Annotated in this window: 16 protein-coding genes; 2 read left to right on the top strand and 14 right to left on the bottom strand. The window is 56.7% G+C overall.

All coding sequences use genetic code 11. The annotated features are described in order from the left end of the window. Positions 1-181: 181 nt before the first annotated feature. The 3 genes from ACTQ52_RS11190 to sdaAB all read right to left on the bottom strand — a co-directional run bounded on the left by ACTQ52_RS11190 (position 182) and on the right by sdaAB (position 3,554). Complete coding sequence (locus ACTQ52_RS11190; RefSeq protein WP_441982661.1) at positions 182-1,615, bottom strand: uracil-xanthine permease family protein; 1,434 nt, start codon at positions 1,613-1,615, stop codon at positions 182-184. A 370-nt stretch (positions 1,616-1,985) separates the two neighbouring features. Further along, positions 1,986-2,873, bottom strand: coding sequence for an L-serine ammonia-lyase, iron-sulfur-dependent, subunit alpha (sdaAA, locus tag ACTQ52_RS11185; protein WP_441982660.1), 888 nt, complete (start codon positions 2,871-2,873; stop codon positions 1,986-1,988). Positions 2,874-2,885: 12 nt separating this feature from the next. Further along, complete coding sequence (gene sdaAB / locus ACTQ52_RS11180) at positions 2,886-3,554, bottom strand: L-serine ammonia-lyase, iron-sulfur-dependent subunit beta (RefSeq protein WP_441982659.1); 669 nt, start codon at positions 3,552-3,554, stop codon at positions 2,886-2,888. Positions 3,555-3,988: 434 nt separating this feature from the next. Here sdaAB and ACTQ52_RS11175 point away from each other — a divergent pair, with 434 nt between their 5' ends. Beyond that, positions 3,989-4,891, top strand: coding sequence for a LysR family transcriptional regulator (locus ACTQ52_RS11175; protein WP_441226672.1), 903 nt, complete (start codon positions 3,989-3,991; stop codon positions 4,889-4,891). A 93-nt stretch (positions 4,892-4,984) separates the two neighbouring features. Here the strand turns inward: ACTQ52_RS11175 and ACTQ52_RS11170 are convergent, their stop codons facing one another. Both ACTQ52_RS11170 and ACTQ52_RS11165 read right to left on the bottom strand, forming a co-directional pair. Further along, on the bottom strand, positions 4,985-6,088 hold the full coding sequence (locus ACTQ52_RS11170) for a DUF5722 domain-containing protein (protein WP_441982658.1): 1,104 nt from the start codon (positions 6,086-6,088) through the stop codon (positions 4,985-4,987). Between the two features lie 211 nt (positions 6,089-6,299). Then, the gene (locus ACTQ52_RS11165; RefSeq protein ID WP_441226674.1) at positions 6,300-6,821 is read right to left on the bottom strand and encodes a hypothetical protein; all 522 of its coding nucleotides are present in this window, start codon (positions 6,819-6,821) and stop codon (positions 6,300-6,302) included. Positions 6,822-7,359: 538 nt separating this feature from the next. Here ACTQ52_RS11165 and ACTQ52_RS11160 point away from each other — a divergent pair. Further along, positions 7,360-8,997 carry an ABC-F family ATP-binding cassette domain-containing protein gene (locus ACTQ52_RS11160; RefSeq protein WP_441982657.1) on the top strand — a complete coding sequence of 546 codons (1,638 nt, stop codon included), beginning with the start codon at positions 7,360-7,362 and terminating at the stop codon, positions 8,995-8,997. A gap of 234 nt (positions 8,998-9,231) precedes the next feature. On the opposite strand, the gene ACTQ52_RS11155 is transcribed toward ACTQ52_RS11160, so the two are convergent. The 9 genes from ACTQ52_RS11155 to ACTQ52_RS11115 all read right to left on the bottom strand — a co-directional run bounded on the left by ACTQ52_RS11155 (position 9,232) and on the right by ACTQ52_RS11115 (position 22,409). Then, entirely contained in the window at positions 9,232-10,173 is a 942-nt protein-coding gene (locus ACTQ52_RS11155; protein ID WP_410044034.1) for an ABC transporter permease, read from the bottom strand. Next, a complete protein-coding gene (locus ACTQ52_RS11150) occupies positions 10,173-11,240 on the bottom strand; it encodes an ABC transporter permease (RefSeq protein ID WP_410044035.1) in 1,068 nt (355 codons plus the stop codon). Before ACTQ52_RS11150 ends, ACTQ52_RS11155 begins: the two co-directional genes overlap by 1 nt. Then, the gene (locus tag ACTQ52_RS11145; protein WP_441982656.1) at positions 11,237-12,760 is read right to left on the bottom strand and encodes an ABC transporter ATP-binding protein; all 1,524 of its coding nucleotides are present in this window, start codon (positions 12,758-12,760) and stop codon (positions 11,237-11,239) included. Before ACTQ52_RS11145 ends, ACTQ52_RS11150 begins: the two co-directional genes overlap by 4 nt. 285 nt (positions 12,761-13,045) lie before the next feature. Beyond that, a complete protein-coding gene (locus ACTQ52_RS11140) occupies positions 13,046-13,945 on the bottom strand; it encodes a YjjW family glycine radical enzyme activase (RefSeq protein ID WP_441982655.1) in 900 nt (299 codons plus the stop codon). A gap of 186 nt (positions 13,946-14,131) precedes the next feature. Continuing rightward, a complete protein-coding gene (locus ACTQ52_RS11135; RefSeq protein WP_441982654.1) occupies positions 14,132-15,754 on the bottom strand; it encodes a YjjI family glycine radical enzyme in 1,623 nt (540 codons plus the stop codon). 142 nt (positions 15,755-15,896) lie between these two features. Next, on the bottom strand, positions 15,897-17,021 hold the full coding sequence (locus ACTQ52_RS11130) for a BMP family lipoprotein (RefSeq protein WP_410044039.1): 1,125 nt from the start codon (positions 17,019-17,021) through the stop codon (positions 15,897-15,899). 259 nt (positions 17,022-17,280) lie between these two features. Next, a complete protein-coding gene (locus tag ACTQ52_RS11125) occupies positions 17,281-18,039 on the bottom strand; it encodes an alpha/beta hydrolase family protein (protein WP_410044040.1) in 759 nt (252 codons plus the stop codon). Positions 18,040-18,236: 197 nt separating this feature from the next. Continuing rightward, entirely contained in the window at positions 18,237-19,598 is a 1,362-nt protein-coding gene (locus ACTQ52_RS11120; protein ID WP_410044041.1) for an MATE family efflux transporter, read from the bottom strand. A 213-nt stretch (positions 19,599-19,811) separates the two neighbouring features. Continuing rightward, a complete protein-coding gene (locus tag ACTQ52_RS11115; protein ID WP_441982653.1) occupies positions 19,812-22,409 on the bottom strand; it encodes a response regulator in 2,598 nt (865 codons plus the stop codon). Between the last annotated feature and the right edge of the window lie 96 nt (positions 22,410-22,505).

The following is a 22,505-nucleotide window of genomic DNA, read 5'->3' as shown; positions in this document are numbered from 1 at the left end:
TCTTCAACTGCTTTTATCTTGAGTACTGGGTCTATCTTACTTTTCCTGGACATAACAATACCCCCAAGTAGGTTTCATTTTTCAATGTCCTACTTAGGGGTAGCATATCAGCGTTCCACGGGCTCTTTTTGTTTATACTTTTTTAATGGGGTCAGACCCCCTTACGAAATCCTTAAGATGATTACTTTTCCTTCACGCTGCCGTCGTCCATCATGTTCTGCTGGCCAGCCTTCTTCGCGAGCTGCCATACGAGGGACTCGCCCTGCGCGATTTCGAAGTTGACACCGGTGTCGTTCGGCTCGTCCTCGATAAACTCGTAATCCTTACCAGGGAGGATCGCGTTCAGCAGGATACCGACGAGTGAACCGGTCGCGATACCGGAGAAGTTGATGGTGATCGCACCGAGCGGGATCACGATCGCACCAGCGGTGGAATAGTTGATACCGATCGCCAGTACGAGGATGAGTGCTGCGATGATGACGTTACGTGACTGGGAGAAATCCACCTTCGTCTCGACGACATTACGCACACCGACAGCAGAAATCATACCGTAGAGTACCAGGGAGATACCACCGACCGTTGCGGACGGCATCACCTCGATGAGGGCTGCAAACTTCGGGCAGAAGCTGAGCAGGATGGCAATGCAGGCGGCCAGACGGATCACCATCGGGTCGTACACCTTCGTCAGCGTCAGTACGCCGGTGTTCTCGCCGTAGGTTGTATTCGCCGGTGCACCGAAGAGGGAGGCGAGTGTGGTCGCAAGGCCATCACCCGTCAGTGTACGATGAAGACCCGGATCCTGGATGAAGTTCTTGCCAACCGTCGAGGAGATCGCGGAAATGTCACCGATGTGCTCCATCATCGTCGCGAAGGCGATCGGCACGATGGTGATCACGGAGGTGATCAGCAGGGAGGAATCCAGGCTTCCATCTGTGAAGAGTGAGAATACGGTACGTCCATACTCGATCGGAAGACCGAACCAGGCTGCCTCTGCGACTGGTGCGAAATCGATGAAGCCGGCGATGGCCGCCACGAGGTAGGAACCGATGACGCCGAGGAGGATCGGGATAATCTTCACCATGCCACGTCCCCAGATGTTGCAGACGACGACGATGACGATCGCAACGAGTGCGATGCCCCAGTTGCTCGAGCAGTTCTCAACTGCGGACTTCGAAAGGTTGAGACCGATGGCGATGATGATCGGACCAGTCACGACCGGCGGGAAGTACTTCATGACCTTCGAGGTACCGAAAGCACGGAAGGCCGCGGCCAGTACGAGGTAAACGAGACCAGCACACGCAACACCGAAGCAGGCATAGCGGAGCAGATCCGGCTCACCGTTCGGTGCGATGGCTGCATAACCAGCCAGGAACGCGAAGGACGATCCGAGGAATGCCGGAACCTTCTTCTTACTGATGAGATGGAACAGCAGTGTGCCGAGACCGGCAAACAGCAGTGTCGTCGACACACTTAAGCCAGTGAGCAGCGGAACCAGCACCGTCGAGCCGAACATGGCGAACATGTGCTGGAAGCCGAGAATCAGAACCTTGCCGGTGCCGAGCTTCTTCGCATCATAGATGCCCTCTTCACCGATTTTTACAGCTTCTTTACTCATAAAAATCCCCTTTCATTTACACCCTCTGAAGCTTACGGCCATCTTAAGAATTTCGTAAGGGGGTCAGACCCCATTAAGATTTTCTTAAGGCCCATAGAAAAGGCACACGAGAGAGGAAATAGTCCCCCCTGTGTGCCTCGGATCGTTCTATTCTGTTGGCCACGATATAATGCCCATATACGCTCCAGAATTATTTACATGATTTCTGACAGTATAACACAGGGGCATAAATATGAAAACCAGATTCTAAAAATTTTATAAACTGATGATTACTCCTCCTGGCCCTATCTCTGGCCTGTGGTTGGCCAGAGATAGCCCTTCGGGCACCGGGCACAGCCCGGTGGGATGTCGCTACGGAGTAATCTGATAATTACTCCTCCGCTCCAAAGACCTTTTCTTTCAGTTTGCGACCGGTCGGGGTGGCGGCGAGGCCGCCGGCGGCGGTTTCCTTGAGGGCACTGTTCATCATGTCGCCGACGGACTGCATCGCGCCGATGCACTCGTCAGCCGGGATATAGGCGCGGATGCCGGCGAGGACCATGTCCGCGCTGGAGAAGGCGATCATGATGCCGGAGACGTTTCGCTTGATACATGGGATCTCGACGAGGCCGGCGACCGGGTCACACGCGAGGCCGAGCTGGTTCGCGATGGCGATAGCGAGGGCGTCCGCGCACATGTCCGGGCTGCCGCCCATGAGCTCGACGAGCGCTGCAGCGGCCATGCCGGAGGCACTTCCGCACTCGGCCTGACAGCCGCCGGTCGCGCCGGCGATCGATGCATTTTTCGCGATGACCATACCGAAGGCGCCCGATGTAAACATGGACATCACGATGTCGCGCTTCTCTGCTCTTCCTTCCTTATAAAGAGAGACGAGGCAGCCCGGAAGGATCCCGCAGGAGCCGGCGGTCGGGCTCGCGACGATGCGCCCCATGGAAGCATTGCACCCAGCTACACTGAGCGCCCGTGCCATCGCGCCGGTCATGAAGCTGCCTGAGAGCCCGCCACCGGTGCGCTTCGCGTAGTCGAACATGTGGTAGCCCTCGCCGCCGGTGAGACCGGACATCGATACCTGGTCCTTCGCAGAGCCGGACTCCACTGCCTCGCACATGACGTCGAAGCTTCGCTCCATCCGTGCGTAGAGGGTCTCCGGATCGGCTTCCGCCGCGACGGCCTGATCTGCCAGCACGATCTCGGATATTTTCATCTTCTGCTTCTTCGCCGCCTCGATGAGTTCGGCGATGGAATCATATTTCAGCATAGCATCTCCTTTTTAGATCTTGTGAATAAGCAGGCAGTTCAGCACATCCGGGGTCTGGCGGATGTCGGCGGTGATCTTCTCCGGCGGGACGGAGTCAGCCTCGATGGTCATCAGGGCCTCACCGCCCTTCTCGCGGCGGCTCAGCTGGAAGGCACCGATGTTGATGTCGCTGTACATGCGGTGCATGAGGTTCGTGACGTTCGCGATGACGCCCGGCACGTCGCGGTGCAGGACGAGGATGGTTTCCTTGTCACCCGAGAACTTCACCTCCATGCCGTTGATGATGTCGATGCGAATGTTTCCGCCGCCGACGCTGGCACCCTGCATGAAGCCACTGCTGCCGTCCGGCAGATAGTAGGTGATGCGTGCGGTATTCGGATGTGTATTCGGGATATCCTGGTGGATGAAGTTGATCTCGATGCCTGCTTTCTTCGCGATGTCGAGCGCGTCACGGATGCGGATATCGTCCGTTTCGAAGCCCATGATCCCGCCCACGATGGCGCGGTCCGTACCGTGGCCGCGGCCCGTACGTGAAAAGGAACCGGACAGGATGATGTCACAGCGGGATGGCGTCCGCCCATCCATCAGCTTATTGGCCACACGGCCGAGACGGCACGCGCCCGCGGTATGTGAACTCGAAGGACCGATCATCACAGGTCCGATCATATCGAAAACGTCCATAACTGTCTCCTTTGATTCTGAACATCCTAACAGATAGCATGCATGATATTTCAGGTATCCCTCACTGTTTCCAGGAGATCGATACTGCGCATCCTGTCGAACGAAAACTGCCAGGAGTCAGTTCGGACACATGTGCTCGATCTGACCTCTGACAGCTCCCCTTGCTATCCTTTATATATAAATCATTTTAATGTTAATTCAACTGCATAACAAGCTGTAAGCCCCCAAAAATGCGCGTAATTCCGTAGATAGTCTTTATTTCACTCATAAAAATAATTTATATTTTTCCTTGTTTCCGCATCTCTGTTCACATATAATAAGCAGAGACATTTCAGCTAAAGGACCCCGAAGGACCGGCAACAGAAGCCATACGGAGCGTTCGTGCTTCTGTTGCCGGCCCTCCAGGGCCTATAACTAAAGGAAAGGATCCCTTTATGGAAATTCGTCAGTTGACTTCTTTTGTAAAAATCGTAGAGATGCAGAGCTTTTCAAAGGCGGCAGAGGCCCTCGGCTACACGCAGGCGGCCGTGACGATCCAGATCCGTCAGCTGGAGCAGGAGTTCAACACCCGTTTCTTCGATCGTGTCGGTCGTCGCGTCGTGCTGACCCCACCAGGCCGGGAGTTTCTGCAGTATGCCAATGAAATCCTCCGGCGCGTAGATGACGTCCATACAGCACTCGGCAACTCAAAGATGCAGGAGCATAAGCTGCGCATCGGTTCGCTCGAGTCGCTGCTGACCTATAAGATTCCGAACGTCGTCCGCTACTTCTATCAGGAGCATCCGGAGATCTCGCTGGAGATCAAGACGGGATCCCCGAAGGAGCTCACGGATATGCTCGAACATAATCTCGTGGATGTAGTATATTTCCTGGATCGTCGTGTCTACGATAAGAACTGGGTGAAGATTCTGGAGGAGCCGGAGCCGATCATCTTCGTGGCGAGCGCCGAGATGGTGATCCCGGGCGAGAAGCGTGTCGGTTCGGTGTCGCATGTACGTCTCGCGGATCTCGTCGATCTCCGCTTCTTCCTCACGGAGAAGGATGCGAACTACCGCTATGCGCTGGAGCAGCACCTCGCGGCGGAGCGCATGCAGATCCATCCGTTCTTCGAGACCGGAAACACGGAGGTGCTGATCCGTCTCGTAAAGGAGAACCAGGGCATCTCCTTCCTGCCGGCGTTTTCCGTGCAGGACTCCATCGCGCGCGGGGAGCTGCGTGAGATCAAGGTCGACGACTTCGACATGACGATGTACCGGCAGATCTTCTTCCATAAGGATAAGTGGGTCACCGATGAGATGCAGGCGTTCGAGAAGCTCGTGCGGCAGGGGCTGCTGTAGCAGCGTAGATGAGGCCCTCCGGGGCCTCATTTTTTATCATACAAAGAAGCAGTGCCTTCCGGCACTGCTTTGAATACGTTCGCCACGAAGGCATCACTGACACATCTGGTAGGTGTTCCAGGCGAGTTTTCGAGTGGTCGGGGTTTCGCTGACGCCGTCGCAGTTATAGAGGCCGAAGGCGTAGCCCTGGACGAGTTCGGCCGGGGCGTCGACGAGGCGGCTCAGGAGGAAGGCTTCGATGTACGGGTTCGCCTGCGCGAGCTGCCATGCCTGCTGGATGGCGACGGCCTGGGCGGCTTCGCCGCCGGCAGAGGCGGAATTAAAGCCCTCTTCGGACAGAATCAGATGACGGACCGCGCCACTCGGACTCAGCATTGGCCCCTGCTGCATGTAGTCGGTCAGCACGTGCAGGTTCTTCATGTTGATGATCGGGCTGTTCGGCGACTCGGTCGCGTGCGGGGACGCGTTCAGGAAGTCTGGATTCAGGAGCCCCTCCGGGTACGGGTGCCAGGCGATGCCGTAGTCGGTGTCGCTTAAGTAGGTATTCAGGAGCTCGAGCAGGGTCTTCGATGGCATGGTCGTGCCGCCCTGCTGCGTCCAGTTGTAGTCGAACGGGATGAAGACGCGCGCGTCCGGGTTCTGTGCCTTGATCGCGTTATAGAAGATGCGGAAACCGTCCGCGTAAGCCTTCACGTAAGTGTTCGTGTCGACCGCGCCGAGGTAGTTCCAGACCGTGTTGTTGATTTCGTTGCCGATGACCCAGTTCGAAACACGGTCACGGTAACGGCTCGCGAGCTGCTCCGCCACCTGCTGCGTGCGCACGATGCCCTCCGGCGTCAGGGTGTTGTACTGGTAGAGGTTCGCCGTCGGGGTCAGTGTCGGGCAGATCGGGTCGCCCGCCTGGAAATCATTCATGACGCCCATCGTGATGGTGAGGTCGGCCGTGTCGAACCGGTCAATCATCGCGTCGAACGCGCGCATCTGCTGCTCATCCTTCAGGAAGCTTGCGTTAAACTGGAAGGTCACCTGCTTACAGCCGAGCTGCTGGATGTCGTAGACCATGTCGACGTGCGAGGAGCAGATACCCTTCTTCGACTCCGGCGTGTTGTAAAAGGCCCATGCCGGCGTACTCGACGCAAGTACCAGTGCGCTCGAGAGTATGGCCGCGGTCAGCTTCTTCAGATGTGATGATTTCATATGTGCCCCCCTTGGTGGTTTTGATCTGTCTTTCTGCTGTGCCCGGCTTCACTGTGCCGGCACAGCGGCGCTTCTATGGATGTCGCCGGCCGCGCATACAGCGCTCCAGAGCGAAATGCCCATATACTATAAGTATACAGAAAAACCGCTGCGCAGTGAATGCGTAGCGGTTTCGAAATTTTTACGATTTTATTCGAATTGTATTCGAGTTTTATTCTGTAAATGCGATTGGGGTCGCACCGGAAGCAGCATCTGCGCTCTTCAGATCGATGCCGACGGTCTCATACGACAGGGTATCGAAATGCTGAGTGGTGCCATCCTCGGTAGTGAACTCGAGGGTGTACTTGATCTCCTTCTGCTTGTCCGCATCTTCATCTCGGGTGATGGTTACGGTCTCACCATCTGCGAGACCCTCACCTGCCAGGTTCTCACCCTTCTCCTTAGAGCCTGCCTCATAGAGATAGAGATCGGTCACCTTGGAACCTGTGGTGTTCTTTACAGTATAAACTGCGCTGGTAGCCTCACCGGACTCTGCCTCTGCAGCCGCTGTGGTCTCCTCCGCAGCCTCGGTAGCAGCCTCACTTGCAGCCTCCGTAGCCGCTTCTGTTGCAGCCTCGGTAGCCGCAGCGGTCGTCGCAGCTGCAGTGGTCGCCTCTGGTGTCGAGTTGGCACCGCAGGCACTCATACTCATCGCAAGCATCATCGCAGCAATCACAACATAATTCTTCTTCATAATTCTAGTCCTCCTGAATGTTCTGTATCGCTGATTTCCTGCACATCGCCCTGTCGGGCAATGCCGGCTCCTGCACTTCATCTCCCACCCGCGCGATTACGCCCGCGGGAAATATCCGGCAGCTCAGCGACCATCGGATGCTCCGTGACTTCGATCTGTTCGAAACTCTCCGAAACATCGAATGTAGATTATAGGAAATATTCCACAGAATACAAGTGAAGATTTTGTGAATTATATAATAGAAAAATTTAATAAATCAGCTCCCTGATGTACGAATCAGCCATGATCCGAATCTGCACTGACGAAGGCATACCACCATCACGATCCCAACCCCCGGTTTTCTTCAAATCTATTGCTTTTATGCGGGTTCTCGGCTATAATGCTCGAGGTTAATGACAGTTGAGAGCGGCTTCCCGAGCCACTCTTATTTTTTACGCGAGCGATGATTTCGGTTTCCAGCATCATGGATCCCGCTTTATGACCGCTCTGCCAGATTCACTACGTTCGTTCTGTTGAATTCAAGAAAAGGAGCAGCCACATGATTGCAGCAAATAACATTACCTTCCGTGTAGGTAAGAAGGCACTGTTTGAAGACGTTAATATCAAGTTCACCGAGGGCAACTGTTATGGCATCATCGGTGCCAACGGTGCCGGTAAGTCGACCTTCCTGAAGATCCTGAGCGGAGTGCTCGAGCCGACCAGCGGTGAGATCACCATGACCCCGGGCCAGCGTCTCAGCGTACTCGAGCAGGATCAGTTCAAGTACGACGATTACTCCGTCATCGATACCGTCATCATGGGCAACAAGCGTCTGTATGACATCATGAAGGAGAAGGACGCCATCTATGCAAAGGCGGATTTCACCGACGAGGATGGACTCCGTGCCGCAGATCTCGAGGCCGAGTTCGCTGCGATGGACGGCTGGAATGCGGAAGCGGATGCCGAGACGATGCTGAACGGCTTAGGGATCGGCACGGACCTGCACTACAAGCAGATGAACGAGCTGAAGGGCTCCGAGAAGGTCAAGGTCCTCCTCGCGAAGGCGCTGTTCGGTAACCCGGACATCCTGCTTCTCGACGAGCCGACCAACCACCTCGACCTGAACTCCATCGAGTGGCTCGAGGAGTTCCTCATCAACTTCGAGAACACCGTCATCGTCGTATCCCATGACCGTTACTTCCTGAACAAGGTCTGCACGAACATCGCGGACATCGACTACGGTAAGATCACCCTCTTCGCCGGAAACTACGACTTCTGGTTCGAGTCCTCCCAGCTCATCGTGCGTCAGCAGAAGGAAGCGAACCGCAAGAAGGAGGAGAAGATCAAGGAGCTGCAGGAGTTCATCCAGCGTTTCTCGGCCAATGCTTCCAAATCCAAGCAGGCGACCTCCCGTAAACGTGCGCTCGAGAAGATCGAGCTCGACAACATCAAGCCGTCCTCTCGTCAGTATCCGTACATCGTATTTAAGCCGAATCGTGAGATCGGTAACGATGTCCTCGAGGTGAAGAACCTCTCGAAGACCATCAATGGCGTAAAGGTGCTCGATGATATCTCCTTCATCGTGAACCGTACCGATAAGATCGCACTGGTCGGCCCGAACGAGCTTGCGAAGACTACCCTCATGCAGATCATCTCCGGCGAGATGGAGCCGGACAGCGGTGACTACAAGTGGGGCGTGACCACCAGCCAGTCCTACTTCCCGAAGGACAACACGAAGGAGTTCGCATCCGATGACACGATCGTCGAGTGGCTGACCCAGTACAGCCCGGATAAGGATACCCAGTTCGTCCGTGGTTACCTCGGCCGTATGCTCTTCAAGGGCGACGACGGTCTGAAGAAGGTCAACGTCCTCTCCGGAGGTGAGCGCGTACGCTGCATGCTCAGTAAGATGATGATTTCGGGTTCCAATGTCATCATCCTCGACGAGCCGACCGACCACCTCGACATGGAGTCCATCTCCGCACTGAACGACGGACTCAAGAGCTACCCGGGTGTCATCATCTTCGCATCCCGTGACCACCAGGTCGTAGAGACCACCGCGAACCGTATCTTCGAGATCATCGACGGAAAGCTCATCGATAAGATGACCACCTACGACGAGTACCTCGCATCCGACGAGGACATCAAGAAGAGATTCGTCTTCACCCTGTCCGGATCCGACGCAAGCGACAACTAAGCGACGAGCATCCGACCAGACAGCACAAATCAGAAATCAGAGAGCCATCCCGTGACAGGCAAGCCTGCCGCGGGATGGCTCTCTCTGTCTTAAGAATTTCGTAATGGGGTCAGACCCCATTACGGTCACCTTAAGGCTTTCATAAGGATTTCGTAAGGAGGTCTGACCCCATTACGAAATTTCGGAAAACAACAGCCCTCGGTGCGGATACACCGGGGGGCTGGAAATAAGCTGTTACTTCGAACGAACAAACGGCTTGCCGTTTGCTGACGGTACGTGGCCGGCGCCGACGAAGAAGATAAGGGTCAGCAGGGTCACGATGTACGGGATCATGCTGAGGAGGTTCGGGCTGATGAGGTTCGAGCCGCCGAGCAGTGACTTGACACCGTTACAGAATCCGAAGAGGAGGCAGCCGACGAAGGCGCCGCCCGGGGAGAACTTACCGAAGATGACGGCTGCGATCGCGATGAAGCCCTGGCCGACGATGACCGCAGGACGGAACTGCGATACGGTCGCGAGGGTGACGAAGGCACCACCGAGACCGGACAGGAAGCCGGACAGGATCACGCAGACATAGCGCACGGCATAGACATTGATGCCGAGGGTCTCACATGCCTCCGGATGCTCACCTGCTGCACGAAGCCGCATACCGAAACGGGTCTTGTAGAACACGAACCAGATGAGCGCCACCACCAGGAAGCTGAGGTACGCCACCGAGTAGGTGGAGATAACATTGTACTGAAATGAACCGGCCGGGAAGATGGACACGCCCTTGTCGTTCGTAAACATCTTCGGCAGCTTCGCCATCATATCGAGCGCCGGTGAATCCGAGGAGTTCTCGAAAATCGCCTTGCAGAGGAAGATCGCGAAGCCCGGTCCGATGAAGTTGATCGCAGTTCCGGCGATCGTCTGGTCCGCATGCAGACTCACACAGACCACCGCGTGGATGATGCCGAGCACAGCACCCGCGAGACCACCTGCAAAGAAACCGATCCAGCCGTTGCCCGTGAAGTATGCAACCGCCGCCCCCACGAACGCGCCGAGGGTCATCATACCCTCGATGCCGATGTTTACGACGCCAGAGCGCTCACTGAAGCAAGAGCCTAAGGCTGCGAGCAGCAGCGGTGGCGTCGAGATCAGCATCGCATTGATTAAAAGTCCTAAATTCGTAAGCATTACTTCGCCGCCTCCTTCTTACTGGTCATCTTCGTGAGGATCGACTTAAATACCGGTGCGATCGCGATGAAGATAATAACGGTACCCATGATGATGTTGACGACCTCATTCGGCACCTGAATTACGGTCAGCTTGTTTCCACCGTACTTCATCGCACCGTAGAACCAGCCGGCGAAGATACAGCCGATCGGATTCGTGGCACCGATGAGGGCGACGGTGATACCCTGGAAGCCGTAGGATTCCTGGGCTGCAAACTGCGGGATACGCTGGCTCATGCCGAGGAGCTGTACCGCTCCACCGAGACCCGACAGGAGACCGGAGAGCGACATCGATGCGAGGAATACGCGGTTCGAGCTGATGCCGGCATACTCTGCGGCCGTTCTCGAGAAACCGACGGCACGCAGCTGATAGCCGAAGGTGGTCTTCGTCATGACGAACCAGAGGATGATCGCGGCGACGATGGCCATCACGATGCCCCAGTGGACGTCGGAGCAGCCGGTAAGCTTCGCCACCGCCGTCGGCATCTTGATCGACGCACTCGCGAGGATGTTCTTCGACGCCTCCGCGCCCTGATCCGTATGAATCGTCTTCAGGTTCACGACGAAGTTCGAGAGATAGAACGCGATCCAGTTAAACATGATATAGGAAAGGACCTCGTTAATGCCCTTCTTTACCTTCAGCACACCGACGATGGCACCCCAGAGCGCACCGGCGAGGGCCGCTGCCAGGAGACATACGATCGCGTGGATCACCGGCGGCAGCGGACAGAGGATACCGATCACCGCGGCGGCCAGGGAGCCGACCACATACTGACCCTCGGCACCGATGTTGAAGACACCGGTACGGAAGGAGAACGCCACCGAAAGTCCGGTAAAAATCAGCGGTGCTGCATAAACGATACTGTAGGTGAAAAACTTCGGCTTACTGAAGACACCATTGAAGAGCTTCGTGTAGGCCTCGCCCGGATTGACACCGATCGCCGCGAGGAGGATCGCCCCCACGATGAAACCGATCACGATCGCGATCAGGGTGTACAGCAGGGAGCTGTCTAATATTTTCTTTTTCATTCTGCCTTACCTCCTGCCATCATCAGGCCCAGCTTGTACTCATCCGCCTCTGCGCCCATCATCTCACCGTCGATCTGACCGTCGAAGATAACGTCGATGCGGTCGGACAGGTTCATGATCTCATCGAGCTCGAAGGAAACGAGCAGGATCGCGCGGCCCTTGTTGCGCTGCGCCACGAGGTACTTGTGGACGAACTCGATCGCGCCGACATCGAGACCTCGGGTCGGGTTGAAGGCGATAAGGAAGTCCTTATCATTCGTCACCTCACGGGCGATGATTACCTTCTGCTGGTTACCACCGGAGAGCTGACCTGCGAGACGCTCCTCACAGCCCACCGGGCGGATATCGAAATCACGGATCATGTCGGTCGCGTGATCACGGATCACCTTCTTCTGCAGGATGCCGTTCTTCGCGTACGGTGCCACAGCGAAGTTCTGGAGCACGAGGTTCTCGGCGACACTGAAATCAAGCACGAGACCATGCTTCTGACGGTCCTCCGGAATCGAGGAAATGCCCTCGTCGAAGAGCATCTTCGGCGTCTCATTCGTGACATCCTTGCCGTTCATGAGGACCTGACCGCTCGTCGCCTTACCGAGACCGGTGAGGATCTCGACGAGCTGTGACTGCCCGTTGCCGTCGATACCTGCGAGTCCGAGGATCTCACCGGCATGCACCTCGAGATTGAGGCCCTTCAGGACCTCGACGCCTCGGTAGTCCTTCGCGTGGAGATCCTTCACCTCTACGACGACACGACCGGGCTCCATCTCCTTCTTGTCGACCTTGTTGGTGACCTGACGGCCGACCATCATCGCCGCAAGGTCATCCTCGCTGACATCGGCGACACGGACGGTGTCGATGTACTTACCACGGCGGATGATCGTACAGTTGTCGGACGACTCCTTGATCTCCTTCAGCTTATGCGTGATGAGGATGATCGACTTGCCGGCGGCGGTGAGGTTATGGATGATGTCCATAAGCTCGTTGATTTCCTGCGGGGTCAGTGACGCGGTCGGCTCATCGAAGATGAGGAGATCTGCACCACGATAGAGAACCTTCAGGATCTCGACACGCTGCTGCATGCCGACCGAGATATCCTCGACCTTCGCATCCGGGTCGACCATGAGGCCGTACTTCTCACTGAGCTCTACGATCTTCTGACGCGCGGTCTTTAAGTCCACGGTCAGTCCCTTTCTCGGCTCTGCGCCGAGCACGATGTTCTCGGTGACGGTAAACGGCTGCACGAGCATGAAGTGCTGGTGCACCATGCCGATGCCGAGCTCGATGGCCTTCTCCGGGTTATCGATGGAAACTTCCTTTCCGTTGATGAAGATCTGTCCGGAGGTCGGTCGGTACATACCGTACAGTACGTTCATGAGCGTCGACTTGCCGGCACCATTCTCACCGAGGATCGCGTGGACCTCGCCCTTGTGCACGGTCAGGTTGATGTGGTCGTTCGCGGTGAAGTTTCCGAACTTCTTCACGATGTCCTTCATCTCGATGACGACAGTGCTTGCATCCATGTTGCTTTTCATTGCATTGTGTCCCTTCTTTAATGTATTTCGAGCAGTGTGTCCATGGCGAAACGCCCACCGTTTACTGCTGGTTGACACGGCCGTTCTGTCGGAAAAGCCAGGACAGAGACGGTACTTTCACTCTGTTGATACTCTTTAGAATATCATAAATCGCGCGCGTTTTACACTGGTTTGTTGAAGTGCTGCTAAGGGAACCCGGCTTGATTTCACACGGTCTCTACGTATGGCTGCTGATGGCAGTCCTCCGGGTTATCCGATTGTACTGAAGCAGTGTCAGATGATGACGATGTCGGTCATGCCTTCTGCGCGTGCGAGGTCGGCGAGGTGCTCGAGCCAGGCGTCGGTCGGCGGGGTGAAGCTGCGGTACGCTTCGCGGACGCCGAACGGGCGGTACTTGATGATCTTGTAGCGTATGCTCGTCCCCTCGTTTGCCGGCCAATGCTTCTGCCGTGACAGGTATGGCTGCAGCGCGCAGGAGGTGTCGACGATGGTCTTTTCGGTGTCGAAAAGCTCCGGGACGATGACGGTCCGGACTTCGTAGAGCTGGCCGCGGTCGGCGAGGAAGCGCATGTTCTTGAGCACGAGGGTGTTGTCCACGTCGGTCACTGCCCGGTGGTCTGCGGCGTCGTAGGCCTTGATGTCGAGCATGACGCCGTCGATCACGGACAGGAGCTCCGCAGGGTCGGCTTCGAAGTCATAGCTGCCGTTCGAGTCGAGGAGGAAGCCGAGGCCATCCTTCTTCGCGAGGATCGCGAGGTCGTGGAGGAATGCCGGGTAGAAGGTGCATTCGCCACCGGAGACGGTGACACCACGGATGAACGGGACGTTTCTCCGCACCTCGGCGTACACCTCTTCCGCGTTCATGTAGCGGATACGCGGGCTCGCGTCATGGGTGCAGGTATGGATACAGGTGTCGCAGCCGACGCACTTCGTCGGATCGAAGAGGACGAGGCCTTCGGCTGAGCGCGTGAGGGCCCCGGCCGGGCAGGTCGCGACACAGTCGCCGCAGCTGATGCAGACGGCGCGGGTCTCCGGGTTGTGGCAGTAGTGGCAGTTGAAATTGCAGCCCTGAACGAAGACGGCGGTACGGTTGCCTGGGCCGTCGACGGAGCTGAACGGGATGATTTTGTTAACGGGCACGCGGCCGCCCGCGCGTCTCGGATCGTTTCGCATTACTCTCTCCTTTTTTCTTCACTGTAGGCATGTTCGGACTCGAAATCACCCATCATGCCTGTTTTTTCTTCGGCTTTTATAGGCATGATGATTTTCCAGCGAAAACATTGGCCGAAAGAAGGGAAAAGAGCAGACCTCTGCTGGTCTGCTCTCCTCGCTGTGTGGATGTTCCTCATGGGTGCCGTATTAACGGACTTTTCGCTCCATGATGTGGCCGTTCTGCTTCGCGCCGAGGCCGAGGGCGGTGGTGTCGTGCTTGACGTTCTGGCCCTGCTCGAGCTTCTCGATCTCAGACTTCTTTACGAGGTAGCCAGTGACGCGGATGACGTCGGAGTCGCTCGCGTAGAAGCTTAAGTAGCGGAGGTTCTGCCGGAAGGAGCCCTTGATGATATCGAGGACGTAGTCCGGATTCTTGTGCACGGTCATGTCGATCGGGAAGATGTCACCGGTTCCGGATGGGAAGTAGTGGTGGAAGTTCGACAGGATCATGAGCTGATCCACCAGGTTCGCCGGCTCCTCGCCGATCGGGATGCGGGTGCCCGGGGTGACGTTCACGTCGGAGGCGATGCCGACCTGCGCGTGCAGGAGGAAGTGGCCGCCGGTCGCTTCGCAGTACGGGTTGAAGTGGTGATCGTTGAAGTCCTTGATCACGTCCATGATGCGCACGCCGAGCTTCGTCGCTTCGTCATCACGGCCGAAGCGCCACTCCGGGTGGCCCTCCTTCTCCAGCAGGATGTCGACGGCGTCTGCGAGGCCGACGAGACCGAACATCGCACTGAAGAGGTCGCGGCGGATGAGACCCTCCTTCGCGAGGAAGTTGTTCTCGAAGAAGCCGGACTCCTCCACGATGAAGCGGATACGCTCATCCATGTAGCGTGCCTGGATGTCCATCACGTACGGGAGCTGGTTCTGCAGGAAGTCCTCGATGTTCTTCGCGCGCTTCGCGATGTTGCCGAGGATGAGGCGGACGAGCGTGTAGGAGCCGCCGCCGAACTTGAGACCGTTGTAGCAGGAGGCGATGACATACTCCTCGCCGAGCTCGGACTTAAACATCGCGTGGTTTCCGAAGGACGGCTTCGCGGAAGCCAACGCTGCTCTTACGCACTCGAGCGCAAAGTCATCCGGGGTCTCCGCTTCATCGTACTTCATCGTGATGTTCGGTACGGCATCCCGGGTCGCTTCGATCGCCTTCAGGATGAGACGGCCGGCCTTTGTGTCGCGTGGGCCGATGTTGCCGTGGGAGAAGGAATCGAGGATCGTGCGGTCCATGTTGACGAAGAACAGGGTGATCAGCTTCTGCGCAAGTTCCTCGTCCATATCCTGTACGAACGGGTCGAGGAGCTCATCGAGCTGTCCCACGTAGACCGGGAAATTGGTCACGGACGGGACATGACGATAGATGATTTCGAGTGCATTGATCGCCTCGAAGAGGTCCTTCGGCGGCTCGAGGTTCAGGAAGCGGGAGCCCTCCTTCATGAACTTCTCGTAATTCGGGATGATGTAGCGCGGGCGCAGCGGTGCGTGGCCCTCGCTGAGGTCGCAGATGCACTGACGGTCGATCGGCTGGTTCAGGAGCTCATCGAGTCCCTCTGGAAGGTTCAGCACCTCGAGCAGGGAATCCGCCTGATTCGCCATCGTCGCTACCTTCTGCTCATGTGTCAGGGTCGGGGACTTTACGGTCTCCAGCATCGCTTCGCGCGTCTGATTTACGCGCTCCATGGAAATATCTCTCATATAGATTACCTCGTATTCTGTATCATGCCAACGAACGATCGGAGTCGGATTCGGAGTCGGATGTGATTCTGTCATCGCCTCTCTGAAATCGATAATCGTTCGCATTTTTTCTTTATACTTATAATATAATAGATGACGATGAAATTCTATATTTTTTTATAAAAAACCGGGTGGCGCGTGCCACCCGGTTGCGGTTTTCATATAGAACGATCGAGACTTAGTCGAGCTCGTAGATGTCGCCGTACTTAGCTTCGAAATCAGCCTTGTTTGACGGAACAGTGATCTTACCGTCTACGATCTGCTGCTTCACATCCTGAACCTCAGCGAGAATAGCCGGGTCGATGTTGTCTGTGGTCGGAGCGAGATCAACACCTGCGTCTGCAAGGGTGTAGGTCTTTACGCCTGGCTCAACATTACCCTCTACGGTTGCCTTCGCTACATCGTATACAGCGTTATCTACACGCTTCATAGCGGATGTAAGGATGGTCTCCGGAGCGATGGAGGACTGATCGGAGTCAACGCCGATCGCCCAGATGCCGGCTTCCTTACAGCCATCGATGACACCGAGGCCGGTACCACCAGCTGCGTGGAAGATCACGTCTGCGCCCTGTGCAACCATGTTGTTTGCAGCCGTCTTACCAGCAGCGGTATCTGCGAAGGAGTTTGCGTTGTTCTGGAGAACCTTGCAATCCGGGTTTGCATCGACCGCACCGGCAACGTAGCCGTAACCGAACTGGTTCATAAGGTCAGTCGCCATACCGAGAACGATACCTACGGTGTTGGTCTTGGTGGTCTTACCTGCTACATAACCTACGAGGTAGGAAGCCTGTGCCTGCTCGAACATAAGGGAAGTTACGTTAGGAACATCTGCGAGAGAAGCATCATCGACGATGGCGAACTTCATATCCGGGTTCGCTGCGCTCTCATCCTTCAGTGCATCTGCGAGTGCGTAGCCGATGCAGATGATCATGTCGTAATCCTCATCGATATAGGTCTCGATGTTTGGCTTGTAATCAGCGTCGGTGTGGGACTCGAGGTAAGAAGCCTGGAAGCCGAGCTCGTCTGCTGCCTTGGAAAGGCCTGCCCATGCGGACTGGTTGAAGGAACCATCATTTACACCACCGACATCGGTTACGATACCGATCTTCACGTCGGAAGCGTCCTTACCGGTAGCCTCTGCGGCTGCTGTGGTCTCTGCTGCTGCGGCCTCGGTTCCTGCCTCTGCTGCAGCTGTGGTCTCTGCAGATGCTGCTGTGGTCTCTGCTGGCTTGCTGGAACCGCATGCTGCAAGAGAAGCAACCATGGATGCGGCCATAAATGCGGCAATCATTCTCTTTTTCATAAATACTTTCCTCCTATGTATCGGCCATGGATGGCCGAAAAACATTTCTCCCGTAATGGGAAACACAGAAACATTATAAGTGTTTTACCCGCTGTTTACAAGAATGAATACCTGTCATAACCGCCCATATGCCCAAATTTCATAGAATTTTAAGGAAGTCAAGGAGCGGAGGAATAAGCATCCGCTTATTCCGTAGCGATATCTCACCGGGCTGTGCCCGGTGCCCGCAGGGCTGACGCTGGCCATCCTCAGGCCAGTGTCAGGGAGCGAAGAATTCGATGATCTTCTGGATGGCGAGGTCCATGCAGGCTGGGTTGCTGAAGGGGTGATCAGCGTTTTCGACTTCGATGAGTTCGATGACGTTGTCGTCGCTGAACTTCCGGGTGACCTCGATCGGGGCCATCTCATCCTTCGTGCCGTGGATCATGAGGATGGATTCGGCGTAATCCATGAAGTCGCAGCTGCTGATGTCATGGGCCCGGAGATCGTCGAAGAAGTCTTCGGTGAGTTTGATCTTCCGGTCGAAGCCGCGGAGGATCTCCTTGCCCTTCCGGAGCTTATCCCAGTCCTCCTGGGTGACGCCGGCGGCGATGGAGTCGTACATCTTAATTGCCGGGCAGCGGAAGGCGATGCGTTTAAACGGGTTGTCGCCATGCTCCGCGAGGTAGCGGAGGGTGATGTAGGCACCGAAGCTCGAGGAGTAGTTATAGACGTCCTCGGCGTGCATGGTCTCCCGCACGTAACGGGTGACGAGGTCGAGGTAGGTGCAGCACTCGTCGAGGATCAGCTTGTTGCGGGCGTCTTTTCCGTGGCATGGCCAGTCGAAGCAGACGACGCCGTAGCCGTGGTACTTCGTGGTGAGACGCTCGGCGAATTTCTCGATGGCTTTGTTATCCTTGTTGCCACCGAAGCCGTAGGTCGCGACGACGATGTGCGGGAGGTCATGAAGGTCCTTATTATAGTAGAGCTTGCAGCGAATGCTGAAGCCGGATTCGTTGATGTCGAAGTATTTTTCCATGTTGTGCCTCGAATTTAATTCGTGAAATGGTGTGCGGGAAAGGGGTCTGACCCCACTTCGTCAGGGGTCAGACCCCGGGGTTCCGGCTGAATTCACGTCGTGAAATGGTGTGCAGGAAGGGGCAGACCCCTCTCGATCAGTTCTTCCGTTGAAAAACGAGAAGCAGAGCTTCGGATTCGCGGTCAGCCCCCTCTCGATCAGTTCTTCCGGCTCCAGCGGCGGAAGAAGTAGATCGTTTCGAGGATGCAACAGGTGGTCCAGCCGACCGGGTAGCCGAAGCCGACGCTGGCCGGTGTGTTCGCGATGAAGCGGGTCATGAAGAAGAGGTAGGTCTGGCGGACGGCGACGAAGCTCAACAGCATGATGATCATCGGGCCGGTGGAGTCGCCGCGGCCGCGGAGGGCGCCGGCGAGGACGTGGTTCACGCTGTTAAACAGGAGGAAGAACACGTTCTGGCGCAGGAACAGCGTTCCGTAGAAGATGACATCCGGGTCCGGGGTGAAGAGTCCGACGGCTGGTGGAGCGAAGACCCAGAGGAACACAGCGAGGCCGACGTTCAGCATGAGGGTCATCACCACCGACGCCACGGTGCCTTCATTGGCCCGCTTCACCTTCTGGGCGCCGATGTTCTGCGAGACGAAGGTCGTCGAAGCCATGGCCATGCTCTGGATGAAGAGCATGATGAAGGCGTCGAGCTTGTTGTAGCTCGTCCAGCCGGCCATGCAGGCCGAACCGAAGTTGTTGATGTAGGACTGGACGAAAACGTTCGAGAACGCGGTGATGACCGACTGGATACCCGCCGGGAGGCCGACCGCCAGAATCTGCCGGAGCATCTTCGGGTCGATGCGGCAGTCGCGGAGGGTCAGGCGGTAGATGTCGTTCGTGCGCAGGAGCAGAAGCAGCGTGAGTCCCGCCGAGATGAACTGCGAGATGATCGTCGCGAGCGCCACGCCGAAGATGCCGAGGTGGAACTGGAGCACGAACAGGAGGTCGAGGCCAATGTTTATGACGGAGGTCAGTACCAGGAAGTACAGTGGGCGGCGCGTATCACCGACCGCACGTAGGATGCCGGAGCCGATGTTGTAGATGAGGAGGCCGGCGATGCCCGCGAAGTAGGTGCGGAGGTAGGTGCTGGCGTCGGCCATGACGTCGTCCGGAGTCGCCATGAAGTTGAGCATGAACGGTACGCCGAGGATACCGATGATGGTGAAGAGCACGCAGCATACGAAGGTGGTGGCCATGGTGGTCTCGATGGAATCATGCAGTCGCTCCATGTTTTTCGCGCCGAAATAGCGGCCGATGATAACACCGGCACCGATCGAGAAGCCGTTGAAGAAGAACACCGCCATGTTGACGATCATCGTGGTCGCGCCGACCGCCGCGAGGGCCTCGGTACTGACGTAGTTGCCGACGACGATCGAGTCGACGGTGTTGTACAGCATCTGGAAGATGTTGCCGAACATCAGCGGCAGCGCGAAAAGCATGATCTCCTTCGCGATGTTGCCCGTCGTCATGTCACGGGTGGTGGTTTTCTTTTTGATAGCGGTACTCTGCTCCATAAATCTCTCCAGTTCATCTACATAAACATACAGGCCATGCTCCCGACCGTACAGGGCATCCTCTGCGATCACTGCGGGTTATCGCCTGCATGTGTCCGGGATATATATGTTTCAACATAAAAGTATGCATACCTATATCGCTATAGATATGCATACCATCAATTTACTATTAATTTACATTATAGCACGATTCGCCGGGCGGTCCATGCTTTTTTACAGCTCGTCCGAGAGCTTCAGCACATCGTTCTCCGACATACACTCACGAAGTGCGCGGATCATGCTCTCCTCGTCAACCGGCTTCGCGAGGTGTCGGTTCATACCGGCGAGACGGCCGTTGATGATGTCGTCGGCGAAAGCATTGGCTGACATCGCAATGATCGGAATCACGCGCGCGTCGCGGCGCTTCATGGCGCGGATCGCCCGGGTCGCATCGAGACCGTTCATGCGCGGCATCATGATGTCCATGTAGATCGCACCGAAGTAGCCCGGGGCGGATTTCTCGAAGATCTCCACTGCCTCCTGGCCGTCCACCGCCGGTGTGACCTCGAGGCCATGGTTCTCGAGCATGAAGGTCGCGATCTCGCGGTTCAGCTCGTTGTCCTCGACCACCAGTGCGCGGATGCCCGCCACCGAGATTTCGTCGAAGCTCTGTCCCTCTGGATGAAGTGCACTCTGCTCGCCGATGGCAAACGGAAGCTCGATCATGAGCTTCGTACCGACACCGAGGGTGCTCTCGATCTTCATCTGGCCGCCCATGCGATCGACCATCTGCTTCGTGATCGCGAGGCCGAGGCCGGCCCCCTGGTACTGCGTCCGGCTCGTCTCCTCGCCCTGTGTGAACGCCATGCCGACGCGCTGCAGCGTCTCCTCGCTCATGCCGCAGCCCTGATCCTCACAGTAGAAGCGGAACACCGCCTTCTGCGGTGCGGTGTCCGCGGCTAATGTCTCTGCCCCGGCGCTCGTCACCTCCCTGTCCGAAGCCGGGGTGTCCTGCGCAGTGACGGTACCGGCGGCGGAAGCATCGCCCCCGGCCTGTGCGGTGTCCGTCACCTCCTCACCCCAGACGCGGATCGTCGTGCCCTGCTCGCTGAACTTGATGGCGTTGTCCGTAATATTCGTCAGGATACGACTGAGGTACACCGGATTTCCACGCAGAGCCGGATGCCGGATGTCGCCGCGCTTCCAGTCGATCTGATACTGTATGCCCTTCTTCTCTGCCTTCGTCAGTGCCTGCTGATTTACGCGAACGAGCAGATCGACGAGATCGAAGTCGAGGCTCCGCTCCTCGATTGCACCGCTCGCGAGCTTGTTCATATCGAGGATGCCGTTCACGAGGGACACGAGGTACTGGAGCGTCTCCCTCTCCCGCGCCCGGATCTTCGTCAGCATCTCAAGGTCCCTCGGATACTGCTCCGCGAGGTTCACGAGACCGATAACACCGTTCAGCGGTGTCCGGATGTCGTGGCTCATGTTCGACAGAAAGCGGGCCTTCATCTCACCTTCCCGCTTCGCCGCATCCGCCTGGTAGACGAGGTCGAGCTCCCGTCGCTTCACATCACTGATGCTTCGCACCGCACAGAGCACGTGGGTGACGCGCCCCGTCTCATCCCGCTTCTTCACGAGGAAGGACAGGCGATGCCAGCTGCCGTCGACCATCTTATACTCGGTGTCGAGGATTTCCTCGTGCGCCATCCGCTCCGGGAGGCTCGAGAGGTCCATGAAGGTCTTCACTGCCTCACGGTACTCCGGTGCCACCAGTACGTCGCATACCTTCCGGAGCCCTTCGCTTGCCGTCTCCTCGGGCTGCACGATGTCCTGCGCATGGCCTCGATCACTGATCTTCTCTACGCGATCCTGCGCGAGATCGATGCGCACGATGGTCGTATAGGCCTTCGAAATCGCCGAGATGATCTCATAGCGAAGCTGCGCCTCGTCGAGCGCCGTCTTCAGCTTCTGCTGTACCGCCTTTTCCCGCTCCATGATGGCGTCGATGCAGCGGAAGCCGATCAGCGCACACATCTGTCCCTGCGCGTCATACGTCCGCACGATCTGCGCCTCGAAGTAACAGTGCCCGTCCGGTGTCGGCAGACTCTCGTAGTGTCCGGTCACACGCGGCTGCTCCGACAGCAGCTTCCGGATATTCGTCACACGGAGCCATGACCGGAATCTTTCCCTCTCTTCCGAATAGAGATAGGTCTCCACATAGCGATCCGTAAATGCATCAAAATCGGTATAATCCCGGTCCATCAGGCGACTGGCATTGGAGCCGGATGCGATATGCAGAACGTTGAAGGTCCCGGTGTCGACATTGACCTGATAGACGGCGGTGTAGTCTGTACAGAGCTGGTCGAGCACCTTTTTCTCGTCTGCGAGCTGCTGGTACATCTCCTTCAGCTTCTGGTTCTGACGCTCCTTATCGATGATTTCCTGCTGGATGTTGTAGAGGATGCACATGCAGTAGCCGGTCTTCCCGGTCGGCAGCGCCTCGACGCGGAGGTAGGTACCCGTCCGCTGCGATACGATGTCGAACGCCTGGTAGGTATCCTCATAGGCTGCCCGGTAGTAGTACGGCAGCCACTCGCGGCTGCTGTTCGGACGCAGCTCGAAGTAGCTCTGTCCGCGAAGCGCCTCCGGCGTCGTGCCCTCTGCCCGCGCCAGCGCAGGATTACAGTAGTCGAAGCACCAGTCGTACGGTGCCCCGGCCTCGTTCAGCCGCACGTGCATCACACAGATCCCGTGCGGACTGCGATCGTTGATGTCTATATTCCAGAGGTGACGCTCATCTGTCGTCTCTGCTCGCTTATTTTCCATGGTGGTTTCCTCTGCTCTGATCACGAAGTTTCATGTGTAAATAATAAAATACAGGCAGATGCGTGTCAAACATGTATGGATTTTTAATAATATAGA

Origin of the sequence: Oribacterium sp. Sow4_G1_1 (assembly GCF_052116105.1) — a bacterium.
In the GTDB taxonomy this organism is placed as follows: Bacteria; Bacillota; Clostridia; order Lachnospirales; family Lachnospiraceae; genus Oribacterium.
Note: the sequence above shows the minus strand (reverse complement) of the source record. Positions and strands in the feature narration are given on the sequence as shown.